Origin of the sequence: Pseudobutyrivibrio sp. (assembly GCF_015057185.1) — a bacterium.
Classification (GTDB): domain Bacteria; phylum Bacillota; class Clostridia; order Lachnospirales; family Lachnospiraceae; genus Pseudobutyrivibrio.
The window spans coordinates 41,649-56,028 of record NZ_SVEV01000013.1 but is presented as its reverse complement, the minus strand read 5'-3'; the positions used below and the strand labels follow the sequence as shown (position 1 = coordinate 56,028).

9 protein-coding genes are annotated in these 14,380 nt (G+C 41.4%); 4 read left to right on the top strand and 5 right to left on the bottom strand.

Features of this window, described 5'->3' with window-relative positions:
• From E7276_RS06825 to E7276_RS06815, 3 genes are read left to right on the top strand one after another with little or no spacing between them, the layout of a single operon-like run.
• On the top strand, nt 1-1,176 hold the full coding sequence (locus E7276_RS06825) for a class B sortase (protein ID WP_294215445.1): 1,176 nt from the start codon (nt 1-3) through the stop codon (nt 1,174-1,176).
• Nucleotides 1,177-1,225: 49 nt separating this feature from the next.
• On the top strand, nt 1,226-2,983 hold the full coding sequence (locus E7276_RS06820; RefSeq protein WP_294215442.1) for a hypothetical protein: 1,758 nt from the start codon (nt 1,226-1,228) through the stop codon (nt 2,981-2,983).
• A 17-nt stretch (nt 2,984-3,000) separates the two neighbouring features.
• Nucleotides 3,001-3,648 (top strand): lysoplasmalogenase family protein, encoded by a 648-nt coding sequence (locus E7276_RS06815; RefSeq protein ID WP_294215438.1) that lies wholly within the window; start codon nt 3,001-3,003, stop codon nt 3,646-3,648.
• 40 nt (nt 3,649-3,688) lie between these two features.
• Here the strand turns inward: E7276_RS06815 and E7276_RS06810 are convergent, their stop codons facing one another.
• A complete protein-coding gene (locus tag E7276_RS06810) occupies nt 3,689-5,944 on the bottom strand; it encodes an LTA synthase family protein (protein WP_294215435.1) in 2,256 nt (751 codons plus the stop codon).
• A gap of 137 nt (nt 5,945-6,081) precedes the next feature.
• Here E7276_RS06810 and E7276_RS06805 point away from each other — a divergent pair, with 137 nt between their 5' ends.
• Complete coding sequence (locus E7276_RS06805) at nt 6,082-8,634, top strand: hypothetical protein (protein WP_294215432.1); 2,553 nt, start codon at nt 6,082-6,084, stop codon at nt 8,632-8,634.
• Between the two features lie 758 nt (nt 8,635-9,392).
• Here E7276_RS06805 and E7276_RS06800 read toward each other — a convergent pair.
• The 4 genes from E7276_RS06800 to murC form a co-directional block, all read right to left on the bottom strand.
• On the bottom strand, nt 9,393-10,568 hold the full coding sequence (locus E7276_RS06800; RefSeq protein ID WP_294215429.1) for a ribose-phosphate pyrophosphokinase: 1,176 nt from the start codon (nt 10,566-10,568) through the stop codon (nt 9,393-9,395).
• A 21-nt stretch (nt 10,569-10,589) separates the two neighbouring features.
• The gene (locus tag E7276_RS06795) at nt 10,590-11,579 is read right to left on the bottom strand and encodes an ATP-binding protein (protein ID WP_294215426.1); all 990 of its coding nucleotides are present in this window, start codon (nt 11,577-11,579) and stop codon (nt 10,590-10,592) included.
• A gap of 17 nt (nt 11,580-11,596) precedes the next feature.
• Nucleotides 11,597-12,700 (bottom strand): DnaD domain protein, encoded by a 1,104-nt coding sequence (locus tag E7276_RS06790; RefSeq protein WP_294215423.1) that lies wholly within the window; start codon nt 12,698-12,700, stop codon nt 11,597-11,599.
• A 212-nt stretch (nt 12,701-12,912) separates the two neighbouring features.
• Nucleotides 12,913-14,292, bottom strand: coding sequence for a UDP-N-acetylmuramate--L-alanine ligase (gene murC / locus E7276_RS06785; RefSeq protein ID WP_294215420.1), 1,380 nt, complete (start codon nt 14,290-14,292; stop codon nt 12,913-12,915).
• Nucleotides 14,293-14,380 lie beyond the last annotated feature (88 nt).

Below are 14,380 nucleotides of genomic sequence, written 5' to 3'. Positions count from 1 at the left end.
ATGGCGGAAAATAAGTTCATTATTGGGGGCTACGAGTTCGATACATTTTACGAGTATAGAGCGGCCCAGGAGGATGTAAAGAAAATAGAGTGCATCAATGAGGAGCTTGATATCCAGGATCCTGAGGTAGCTTTGCGCCTTTATAATGACATTCGTGACGGCATCATTACATTCAATAGCCCTATTGGACAGCAGTACGCAGACCATGTGGCAGACATAGTAGCAAATAGGTCTGCAGACCTTTTGGACGATAGAGAAATAATAGAAGAAGCAGCAAAAAAGGCGAAGAGTAGCAAGTATCTTGGCCTTATTTTTGTGTCTATGGCAGTAGTGCTCATTGGCATTTTCGTGGGTGTGGAGATTAAGGATATTATGCATGCCCGTAAAATGGCCAAGCTGCAGGAGAGCATACAGTCGGCTTCGGACACTAATAATTCACAAAATAACGTTAATATTGATGGTGAAATTGACGATATAGATTCTGTAGAGGATGCAAATGGGGGTGAAAGTGTCGAATCCAATGCCTCTGCAAATGAAATAACCGAGGACTGGATAGAGAGTCCTTGGGATACAAATTATTCCGCATCAGATAGACCAATCCTTGCAGAAATGCAGGATTTATACACACAAAACAGCGATTTTGTAGGGGTTTTGACCATAGTCGATACAGACATCAACTATCCGGTGATGCAGACTCCAACAGATCCAGAGTATTACCTAAGAAGAGATTTCTATGGTGAACAGAGTACAGCAGGTACTCTTTTTGTGGACTATCGATGTGACATAGTAAATCCAACCACAAACACTATAGTCTATGGGCATAATATGCGTAATGGAACAATGTTTGGTGGCCTGAAATATTATTTAGATTATGACTATTACCAGTCTCACAAGACTATTGTTTTTAAAACTCTGTATGAGGAGCAGGAATATGAAATAGTAGGAGTAGGTCTATCTGAGGTAGGCTATGATGATGACGATACCTACAAATACTACGATTTCATTGACGCTCTTACAGGTCCAGAGCTCCAAGAGTTTTTAGATACTATTCAAGGTTTATCTGTATATGATGAGACAATAGATATAACTAGCACTGACAAAATATTGACTCTCAGCACATGCAATACTTATAAGGAAGACGGAAGAATGTTCATTGTAGCAAAGAGGGTCAAGTAAGATAACTGACACTTGTATTTCTAAACTTGGATTTAGGGATGGGGATGCTATGGTGAAAAAAGGATTTTTAAAGAAAACAGGATGTATTCTTATAAGCGCATCTATTATTCTAACGGGGTGGACTTTCTTTGCCCCAATCACTTCAGAAGCCGGTGGAACATATAGCGATGGAACCTACACTGTTACAGACGGTACAATTAATCTTGGCGATTTAGAGGATTATGTTGATGAGGTTGAAACCATCACCTCTTCTAGTGATACTTCAATCGCAAGTTCTGCAGCAGGTGGCCTTAGCAATTTAAGTACACTGAAGGTATCAGGCAATCTTAATTTGGCTTCAAAGTCTTTAGCCGGAGATTCTTCATTATCTAGTCTAAGCTGTACAACAATGTCAGGCGCAGATGCTACCACATTTAGCGGCTGTACAAGCATTGTATTTTCAATAAGTGGACAGTCTGTAGGCAGCGGATATTATGTTTACGACCAGGCTTTATATAATGGAACAACCCTAGTATACGTACCACTTAGCGTAGGTTCTTCCTACACTGTTCGTAGTGGAACCACAGCCATTGCACCATATGCATTTGATGATACACAGGTAAAGGAGCTTAATTTCGAAGGAAATCCAGCGACAATTACATCAGTTGGAACACATTCAAAATGGCCTACAGCAGGAACGGTTATTAATGCCTACGGGGCAACTGCCTCAGATTATGTGGTTACATATTTCTCTACCGAATGCCTCAACGCAGGAGAGGTAATAGTAAACTGCGATGAATCAGGAACAACATATGACGTAACTGTTTACAGGGATTTGTATGACAGTGAAAGTAGTTCAGAATACACAACAGAAAAGGATGAGGTAAAGTCAAAGGCTTATCCTGAAAATTGGACAATCGAGGCTTCCACAGTAACGGACTATACTATAATGTCAGGTACACCTAGCACCTACACTGTTGTGGCAGAGGATGGACAGGTTGTTCATTTTAAATATGTGAAAAACAGTTCACCAACCCCTACACCTACGGGAATTACCGTAACAATCACTGAGGTGGTTGGCGAGACATCCTATACACTCACATACTCAGACCAGAGTGAGGGTAATGTCATTACCCCAACAGCCCGTGATGGCTACACATGCTCAGATAGCTACACAGTTACCTCAGCTGAGACCCAAAGTCACACATTCACCTACACCAAGAGCGGTGGCGGTGGTGGAGGAGGCGGCGGTGGCTCCTCAGGCGGTGGAAGCAGCTCCTCAGGCAGCAGCTCTTCATCAACAGGTTCCACCTACGTTAGCGACGCAGCTCAGACCAATAACATTTATCACATTATTGAAGGCGCAGGTCAGGTAGTGGCTCAGAACGAGGGCCCTGTAAAAATCACTTGCGACGGACCATTAGAGAAATTAGCTTATATCCTTATGGATGGCCAGAAGGTGGCTACTTCAAACTACATAGTAGCTTCAGGTTCCACCATTTTGACATTATCAAAAGATTATATTGCTAGTTTACCAGTGGGTGATCATGCGGTACAATTCCAATATACAGATGGTTATGCTTTAACAGGACTTCGAATCACAAGTGCCGGAACATCTAGAACTACAACTACAGTTACCTATAGAGTTAGCTCAGACGGTTCCATCTCATCAGGAGAGCATACAATGGATTCAACTCCAAAAACAGCGGATGGATTTGATAATAGATATATCCTTTGCATCGCAATATTCTTGCTTGGTGCAGGAGCAATCATGATGGGAAGACAGCGCAAACTTGAGGAAATCCTAGCTAGCCAGCGAGAAGACTAAGAGAAGCGGGTGAGAAAATGGTATTGGAAATTATTGTTTATGCAGCATTAATATTTGCATTGTTTTACGTATGCGACAACGAATTATCAAGGAGGTACTATGTCCCATTAAAGGTGGTGTGTAGTGCCTCCTTTTTGGGGATTTTCCTAGTTAATAATTGGTTCTCGGAAAAGCTGACCTGGATGCTATGGGCGCTTATTGCATGCTTTGTAGGAGATTTGCTTATGGGTCTTTATAATACCTACAGTCGCAAGCAGTTCATGGCCCTTGGAATCATAGCTTTTATGCTAGGTCATGTGGGATTTTTAAATTACATGTGCAGAATAACCAACAAAACCAACGTGTTAATCTACATACTGCCAATTATTCCATGCTTAATGCTTATATATCTTAAAAAGCAATTTAAGCTTCATATGGGCAGTCTTTACCTGCCATGCTTCATTTATACCTACTTTGTATCTACAATGACTTTAAAGGCTATTGAATGCGGTTTGAACGGTATGCCAGGACTTGCAATTGCAGGAATTCTATTTTTGCTTAGCGATTTTACAATATTATTCCTTTATTTCTATCATTATCGCAGCAAGACAAACAAGAGAATAGGCCACTTCGTAAATCTGGCCACCTATTACGCAGCAATATTTGTATTTATGATTAACATATAAAAGAAAAACCGACTTGAATTTTTCTCAAGTCGGTTTATTTTTATTCTTCTGAACTATTTTCTTCGTCCTCATCGGACTCTTCTTCAGCGGTTACATCTTCCTCAGTGTAGCTTGGGTCATTTACAACGTATTTATTGGATTCTCTAAATACTGTATTTGAACTACCCATCTGACATACGGTGATAATATCGCCGTTTTTAACGTCCTCAGCCTTTACCGAAAGAACCTGCCCGGATTCGTACTTGGTAGAAATCTGTTCGCCATTGACGAATACCTTGGACCACTTGGTGAATTGGTCACCGTAAATGTGGAGCCTTCCGTTGAAGTAGTAAGCACTGTCGATTGTAACGTCATTAACACCCATAATCAGGTCTGAAGGACCGTATTCTGTGCCGTATTTGTAAGTGTAACGGTCGCCGTACATGATGTCGTACTGGAGCATCCTAAGGTCATTCATGTACTCGCTAGTGCCGTACTGTTTACCAGCTGCCATAGCTGTCTGGTGGTAAGCATTAATGTTACCGTTGTGAATGTCTAATCTGTTTAAGAACTCTGAAACAAGTTGGTAAGAAGCCAAATCCATGTCGATTTTCTCCATTCCAAAGTTGTTCCATGTGAAGTACTTAGTTTTGTATAAGTCGCCAGTAAGTACCTCGGACTCTGTAAGACCCATAGTAGGAAGGTGGTCACCAAACATGATAACAAGTGTATCCTCGCCTCTAGCGTCCAAAGCCTCGATGTACTGCTTTACAAAGTCATCAACATTGTAAATTCGATTTACGTAGTATTCCCAAGCCCAGTTCTCTGCCTCAGTTTTGCCTACGCAGTTAACATCGATAACAGGGTCTTCCTCAACCTGGTAAGTAGGGTAAGCACCGTGACCCTCAACGGTAATAGTGTAAACAAAGTCGCTACCCTCTGTGGAATCCATAGCGTCCATGGTTCCTTCGATAAGAATATCATCTGTAGGCCAGTTTCCAAGAGGAGTGTAGTCTGTAATGTCCAAAAGCTCCTTAGATGTAAATGAGTCAAAGCCCATCATACTAAAGGCATTGGCACGTGAGTAGAAGTTACCACCATTGTTGTGAACAACGTGGGTGCTATAGCCGTCCTCTGAGAGAACATCGGCATAGCTTTCTACGTCAGTCTCTTTAAGTATAGTCTTTTGAGGATATTCACCAGGACCAAAGAAATTACAGCTAAGTCCGGTAAGAACCTCAAACTCTGAGTTACATGTTCCAGCACCAACAACAGGTACGATACAGTGTCCTGTTGAATAATTTGCCTCGAGATAGTGAATGAAAGGAATTGGATCCTCGCTTGTCTCGATGAAGTCCGACTCTGATACATCATAGAAGGACTCTAAAAGCATAACAACGATATTTGGCTGATTGTCGCCAGTATCGATTTCAGTAACAGTTAAATTGCCGTCAGTATTGCCCTCTTCATCGGCAATCTCGTATTTAGTGGACTCAAGAGAATTGATATAAGCCTGATCTTCTTCAACGATTGACTTAATCTTTGACTCTGAGTATCCGAATGGTCGATTCATACCTCTGTCTAAAACGGAAGTAGAGAAACCATACAAGTAACCGTAATCCAAATATCCCTGAGCAAGGTTACCGAAATATGAAGTCATGATTCCGGAATTGCGAAGGAATATTGTAAGTGGATTAAGTGAAATGAAAAGTGCAACTACAAGAAGCAATCGCTTCCAGAACTTTTGTGGATTCTGCTTCTTAGGACATTTAATAGCGAAAACTATCAATACAATAATGTAGATAATAAGTGCAATTACTGAAATGGTAGCTTCTTCTGCTGAGAAGTAGTTTGAATCCTGCATGGTCAGCAAATCGCTAATCATGTAAAGGTCTGTATATCCAAATGGCGAAACACGATTCAAAAGTATGACGCAGTTGATAATACCAAGTATTATAAAGAACATACTTATGAATAATCGCCACCATCCTCGGCGCTTGCTGAGGAATGAAATGCTCAGTGCAACAAATACGCAATATGAATTAAATAGGAAAGGACCTGTGTGATGAACCACAAATCCTGCTGCTTTTATAAATGAATGTCTCGATAGCCATTCCATGGCAAACACAATACACATGGCTAGCGGAACATGCATCCAGAAAGCATAGTCAGTCCAAAGCTTAATCCAAAGCTTGTGGAACTTTGAATCCAAATACCAATTTACTATCTTTGAATTAGCCAGGATAGTAAAGGGCTTTTTGATAACAGAGCCAATAGAACTAAAAAATGGCTTTATTATATTTAAAAATTTCTTCATGAATCCTCCGATTAAATAGTGTCTAGCTGGAACCATTTTAGCAAGACAGTAAGCAAAAAGAGTGATAAAATAATCATAATCCAACGGATTATAACACTTTATTTTTTATTAGGCAAGAAAGGATAGACCCGTATAGAATGAAGTTACAGTTTTACAAGAAGGGCATACCTACCAAAATAATACGAAGAATTATCACTCTTGTTATCGTATTTATTGTATCAGTTATATTCTTTGAGATTGTCACAAATATCTCAGAGGATGTTGAAATATCTAGTCAATCTAAACCAACACTTCCACTGGTCAAAATAAATTACCTCAGTGATGCATCCACAGAATTACACGGTTACGTTACGGAAATGGACCCAGCCTACATGCGAGATGCCATCATTCCACTAGACAGCGAGCGAAACATCAATATTTCAGTGGACACCAAGGGCTACCGGGTGGACACATTAGAATATGAAATAAAGTCTCTTGATACCCAGCGCAACATTTCCAAAAATGAGCTGGATTTCAATCGGGATGGCAATGTGATTACCGCCAATTTCCAAGCGGAGAACCTCATCGAAAAGAATGAAGAGTATCTCCTTGTAATCACCCTGAAAAATAGTACTCAGGAAGTTTACTACTACACAAGAATCATGCAGCCAGATGGATGCCACGAGGAAGAAATCCTTGATTTTGCCCAATATTTCCACAACACAGCCCTGTCTGCAGATGCCACTGATTTGGCTACATTCATCGAGCCTGATGTTTACAACACCAGCCAGGATCTTAGCCACGTGGACATCAACTCCACACTTTCACAGATTTCCTATGGCACCTTTGATGGAGCCCAGGTAGGTGAGGAGAGAGTAGCTCTTACGGATATCAGCACCAACTACATTAGCTTGACCTTATCCTATGAGCTTTCACGAGAATATGCAGGGAAAACCGAGTATTACACCTGCGCTGAGGACTACAGAATCAGGTACACCTCCGACAGAATGTACCTACTTGACTACGACAGAACAATGGAGCAGATTCTTGATGAGAACTCAGTACAAATCAAGGACAATCTTCTTACAATCGGAATTACCGACAATGACGTTCAGTATCTTTCAAACGAAACAGGAACCATTGTTTCCTTTGTTCAAAATGGAAGCCTTTACGAATACAACCAAAACGACCGCAAGCTCAAGGAAGTATTCAGCTTTGTGGTAGACCCAACAGACACACGTTCAATCTACGACCAGCATCAAGTCCTTCTATTAAATATAGATGAGTCTGGAACAATGGATTTCGTAGTATACGGCTACATGAATTCCGGCAGCCACGAGGGAGAATGTGGAATTAACCTTTACCACTACGATGCTATCAGCGATGTTTCAACAGAGCAAGTATTTATCAGCTCTACAAGCTCATACCAGATTTTGAATGCCAATTTCTCAGAGCTTTTATATGAAACAGCCGACAACGAGTTCTACATCATGGTTAACGGCACACTTTTATACATGTCGTTGACTGACATATCAACAAAAGAGCTCATGACAGGCCTAGACGATGCACAGTACGCAGTATCAGGCTCCCGCAGATACTTAGCATGGATGGATGACAAGGTAGTTTCCAGCGTAATCCACATTATGGACTTGGAAACTGGCGAATCCTTTGACATCACTGCCGGCGAAAACGAATTGTTGAAGCCACTGGCATTTATGGATGACGACCTAATCTACGGCACCATCAACGAAAGCGACATCATGACAGATAGTGCCGGCTCCACTGTTCATCCTATGTACAAGCTTACAATTTCCGATATCTCCACAGGCAAGCCATACGAGCTTATGAGCTACGAGAAAAGCGGATATTTCATAAATGACGTAACACTGGATTCCTACACAATCTACCTAGACAGAATCCAAATCGATGCAGAAGGAAACATCATCCCTGCAGAAGAGGACACCATCAAAAACAGTGCCGGTGAGCAGAACAAAGCCGTTCCTATCACCACAGCAATCGATGACATCAAACAGCAGGTAGTTGTACTTAACATGACAGCACTTGATGAAGACGAAAAGCTAGGCAACGTAGACTACGAAATTACCGGCGTAGTACTTGCCGACGACACCAGAAACATCTCTGTTGCCTCAGCCACAAGCTCTACCCAATACTTCGTATACGTAGGCAGCAAGGTAATGCTTGCCACCGACGACCTACTATCGGCAATTACCGTAGCCGACGAAAACATGGGAATCGTACTGGACAACGAACCTAAATACATATGGAAACGTGGCCGCAAATCATACCAAAACGCCATAGCTTCCATAGCCGTAGGCTCCAACGACTCCGAGGCCAGCGGCTCAGCCCGCGCCCTCTCGGCAATGCTTGTCCACGAAGGCGAAAACGTACAGGTGCACACACTCCTTGAGTCTGGCGAGACACCAATCTCAATCCTCTCCAAGACCCTCAAGGACTACGACATCCTAGACCTTAGCGGAGCAACCCTCAGCCAAGTCCTCTACTACGTCAGCATAGGCACCCCAGTCTACGCATACACCGGAGACGACACCGCAGTCCTCATCGTAGGCTATGACGCTAGCAGCATCATCTACTTCGATCCTATGACTAGCACTAACTCCAAGATGGGACTCTCAGACGCCACCCAATACTTCGAATCCTTCGGAAACGTATTCGTAACGTACCTACAATAAATCAAGGCCCCCGCACTCAACTGCCGGGGGCTTTTCTTATGCCCACCTTAGTGCAACTTGGCCCAGCCATCTGCCCTTTATCGCACCCACAGCCTTACGCCCAGCCCCTCTTGGCCCCAGCCTGTCCAGGGCCTTCTGACACACAGTTTTGCGAATATCGTAGTTTTCCAATATGCAAAAGGGAGCATCCGCATGTGTCTTTCTATGGATGAACTGTTTTGAAAAATGTATTTTTATTGGGCGGACATATTGATAATTCTCAATTTGTACAACTCAGGTCTCAAGGGGGAATTGGGCTCATATATCGTTCACCAAGAAAAATTAAAAAGCAGGATTATCATATATTGGCACCGTGCTTTATACGACATCGTGTCGCGTGTCGCACTTGCGTCGCCGTCCTAGCGACGCATGCCAATATATTGATAATCCTGCTTTTATTTTTCTAGGTTCACTTAAAAATCGCCCAATTCCCCCTGAGCCTGAGTTGTACTAATTTTTATTTTGTGTCCGCCCATAAAATACCTTTTTCAAAACTGTACAGACATGAGAAAGACACATGCTAATAAAGATGCGAGTCTTTGCATATTTGGAAAACAAGATATTCTTGCAAGGTGTGTCAGAAGGCCCTGGACAGGCTGGGGGCCAAGAGGGGGTGGGCGTAAGGCGCCAATAATAGAAGGGGCAGATGGCTGGGGCTTGGATAGAAGAGAGGTGGGCATAAGAAAAGCCCTCTGGAAAACTCCAGGGGGCCTTGATTTTTATTCTCCGTTTTTGTAACGTGTGATAAGTTTTTCGATACGACCGTAAGGATTGAGAAGCTCTGAGATTGAGCAATCGTGGTTGAGTGTATCGATGATGTATGCGATGTATTTTGACATGTCGCATTTGATGAAGTAGTCGCGGTTCTGAATCTCCTCTGGGAGATATGTAAGGTTTGTAGTGACGACCTTGTAGATGATGCCGTCAGCTACTGCCTGATCGAACTTCTCCATTCCGCTTGTGAAGAGTCCGAATGTAGCTACTACGAAAATGCGGCGTGCGTTACGCTTTTTAAGCTCTGTAGCTACGTCTATCATTGACTCGCCGGAAGAAATCATATCGTCTACGATGATAACGTCCTTGCCGGCAACGTCATTACCAAGGAATTCGTGAGCGACGATTGGGTTACGTCCGTCTACGATACGGCTGTAATCACGACGCTTGTAGAACATACCAACATTAACTCCTAAAACTGAAGCCATGTATACTGCTCTCTTTGTACCACCTTCATCAGGTGAGATAATCATAAGGTGATCGTTATCGAGTGTGAGATCCTTGCAGTTCTTGAGGATGCCCTTAAGGAACTGATATGTAGGAGATACAGTCTCGAAGCTGTGAAGTGGAATAGCATTCTGTACACGTGGATCATGAGCATCAAATGTAATGATGTTGTCAACACCCATGTTAACAAGCTCCTGAAGAGCCATAGCACAGTCAAGTGACTCACGGCCGCTACGACGATGCTGACGTCCTTCGTATAAGAAAGGAATGATAACAGTGATTCGTTTTGCCTTGCCCATTGCTGCAGCGATAATACGCTTTAAGTCACAGTAAATATCATCTGGACTCATATGGTTCTCATGGCCACATACAGTGTAAGTAAGGCTGTAGTTTGTAACATCAACAAGAATGTATAAATCCAAGCCTCTTACAGACTGATTAATAATACCCTTTGCCTCGCCTGAACCAAAACGAGGACAATCTGCGCTAACGATGTATGAATCGCTACGATACCCAGCAAGAGTGATAATTGATTGATCGCTCTTGCGCTCCTGTCTCCAGTGAAGGAGATAGTCATTAACCTTCTCAGCAATCTTTGAACAGCTCTTGTGAGGAATTAATCCTAACTCAGCCATAGGGGGTGTGTTTTCCAACACGATTTCATTGTTTGGCATTTTTTGCTCCTTGAAAAATATTTAATTGTTAATTACTTTCTTTATGCGAATATCGTCGCCTATAAGCTTTATAACCTCATAGTTTGAAAATACTCTAGAAGTAATACGTTCACTGTAGGTGTCTCTCATATCTTCTAGTGAGAGATTCGTAGAAATAATAGTCGATTTGTTCCGTAGTAGTCTTTCATTTAAACACTGAAATAATCTAGCGGTAGTAAAAGAATTTTGGAATTCAGTACCTAAATCATCAATAATTAATAAATCGCAATCAAAAATTTGATCATGAAGATCTGCCACATCGGCATTCTTCTTAAAGGTCTGTTCTTCAAATACATGGAAAAGCTCAAAGGCTGTAAAATAAATGACAGAAACGCCTTCGTCTAAAAGAGCTTTTGCAATGCAGTTAGAAAGAAATGTCTTTCCACAGCCTGTCTGCCCAAGCAACAAGAGATTACCACCTTTTTGCTTAAAATTCTGCACAAAGTTTTGGGCTCTTTCTAGGGCTATTTGTGCAGTGGCACGAGCGCTAACGTCAGAATTACCCTCAAAGTAATTATCGTCGTATACATCTATATCGTAATATTTGAAATTTTCCTTTGAGAGAATGTTGCTGATATTAGACTGCTTGTAAACAATATTAATAGCAGCCTGCTTGAAGCAATGACAGCGCTTGTTACCGATATATCCAGTGTCCTTGCAGTCTGGACAATCGTATGGTGGCTCTAAATAATCAACAGGAAAGCCGTGAGAAACCAGAAGGTCCTCACGACGAGCCTTTAATTCGTTGAGTTTTGTTTTAGATTCAGCGGCAGCTTGGGCAACATCCTTACCGTCAAAAATAGCGGTAATAGATGAAATAGAAACCCTAGAAACCTCTTCGTCGATTGTACGTAATTCAGGGATGGCAGAATAAACTTCATCAGTTCTATATGAAACAATTTGATTGTTACGTGACTGTTTATGATAATACTGACGCATAAGAGCATCATACTGTTCATTAGAAAGTGCCATATGTATATTCCCCCTTATTAATATCCTAATAATTTCTTCTCTAGAGCTTCGAAATCGCAATCTCTCTCTGAGAAATTTTTAAACTTGTTTGGCTTGCTAGAAGTATTAGCACGACCATTGTTTGCACGATTAGCCTGTGCAGAAGCAAACTTTTCAATGTTTTTGCTTGTAAACTCATCATCAAGCTTTTTGATATCGTCTAAAGACTTAACAGATTGCTTGTACCATTTTGTAAGTATTGAATCTGCATATCTGAAAAGTGGTCTGTTTGTCTGTGCAATAGTGCGATGGCAAGCTTCGCATATAATATCAAGACTGAAGCTGAAAGTCTCAGTCCATTTGTCCACGTAGTTAAGCTCTGACTCGATTAGATCACGTCCTGAAATGCCCATGGCCTTCATTATAGTGTAAACATTGTTGTTTCGAGTGCTGCTAGTTTTTCTAGCTGCCTCAACTGTAGTGATTCCGTCCTCTGCCCAGTTTCTGGCAACGGTATCCATGTAATGGAAACTGCTGTGTCCACCATCAATGCAAGTCTCAATAAGATATTGAATAAGGTCTACAGTCATGTGTAAACTATCGTACCAAAATAGCAGAGTAGTTGTATCAGATGTAGAAAGTGGTCTACCTAAGTAGGTTTGAGTGGCGAAAAGTAAGTCTCTTACTTCCTCCTCCTCTTTGAAAGCCTTTAGATCATCTGAGCTGTAGCTTGGTTTTTGTTCAACTGTTTCTGTAGAAGCAACAGTTGGTGCAACAGTGTGATTAGCAACTGGTGTACTAGTTGCCTGAGTAAGTACTGGGGCACTAGCACACGCAGAGTAATCAGATGGTGTTGTAAAATGGATTCCTGAAAGCTCATTATCTGAAGAATACTCAAGACGAAGCAAACCCACTTTCTCCCAATAAGTGAAAGCTCGCATTACATCTTTCTCTGTGTGGTCTAAACAGTCCGCCAACTGTCCGATGGAAAACTCAAATCCATCGATATTAAGACAACGAAGCAGATAAAGGTAAATCTTAACAAATTCTCCATTGGCGTCTTTCATGAAATCATCGATAAAAGTATTAGAAACACAAGTAAAACCGCTATTATTACTTGTGTGCAACATGATGTCAGCCATATTTATTATCCTCTCCTCATAACCTGAGGCAAATTATATCAAAAGGGAAATAAAATGAAAAGGGCTCGAACCCCCGAAACCCTTGTAAATAAAGGGTTTGTGACGATTGTGGATAATGTGGATAACCCATATGATATCCCTAAAAAAGGCGAAAAAAAATCCACATTTTCTGGTGAGTAAAAATCAACAAAAAATGTGGATAATGTGGATAACTAGTTGTTAAGTAAGTTTTCGCCTACTAAATACACGTCTCCGGCTCCCATAGTTATCAACAGGTCATTGTTCAAAAGATTTTTTTCTAAAAATTTTTCGCAGGCGTCAAATGAGCCTAAATAATGAACCTCTGTTCCTAACTTTTCGATGCGCTCAGCAATGTCTTTTGCACTGACTCCGTAGATGTCAGGCTCTCTAGCAGGATAAATATCAGCAAGAACAACAATATCAGCAGCTGAAAGTGCCTCAGCAAACTCATCTAGGAAGCTAAGAGTTCTAGTGTAGGTATGTGACTGGAAGCAAACGATAAGTCTGTTGTGTGGATAGTTCTTTGCTGCAGCAAGGCTAGCGCGAATCTCTGTTGGATGATGTGCATAATCATCGATAATAGTAGCACCCTTGTAAGTACCCTTAAGCTCGAAGCGTCTGTGGGCACCGCCAAATTTAGCAAGTCCTGTTTTAATGCAATCATAGCTAACGCCCATTTTGATGCATAAAGCAATAGCAGCAAGAGCATTGCTAATATTGTGATCACCAGGAACATTAAGAGAAACACGCTCCAAAGTCTCTCCGTTAAATACAGGTACGAAGCTTGCGAAGCCCTTCTCATTATAAGTAACATCAGTTGCCACAATGTCAGCGTCACCTGTCAATGCGTAAGTAATAACCTGACATTTCACATCCTGAGTAAAGTATTTAACATCATCAATATCCTTGTTAATAATCAAAATGCCATCTTCGGCAGTATTTTCAGCAAACTTCTTAAATGAAGCCCTAACGTTTTCAAGGTTCTTGAAGAAATCAAGGTGATCAGCTTCAACATTTAAAATAATGTTGTACTTAGGGAAAAATGAGTGATAACTGTTAGTGTACTCACAAGCCTCTGTGATGAAAACATCGCTATCTCCAACATGCACATTGCTGTGGATGGCATCTAAAATACCACCAACAGAAATAGTAGGCTCGTCAGCAGTTTCAAGTAAAATCTGGCTAACCATAGAAGTAGTTGTAGTTTTGCCGTGGGTACCAGCTACTGTAATAGAGCGAGCATAGTTTTCCATGATTTCTCCAAGGAGCTCAGCTCTAGTAAGCATTGGCTTGCCACTTGCCTTTGCAGCAGCAAACTCAGGGTTATCCTCACGAATAGCAGCTGTATATACGATTAAGTTGATATCTTCTGTAATATTAGAGGCTGCCTGTGGATAATTAATTTTGGCACCAAGAGCCTCAAGATGCTTTGTCAAATCAGAGGAATCTCTGTCCGAACCTGAAATAGTAAAGCCAGCACCGAGCAAAATCTCAGCAAGACCGCTCATGCTAATACCGCCAATTCCTATAAAATGAACATGTATTTTGTTGTTAAAATCGATTTTATACATAGTTTTCCTTCTTAATAAAAATAATTTTTTTCAACATACACAACCTTACCCCCAATTGACAAGAGTTTCAAGAGTTTTATCTGGTAAT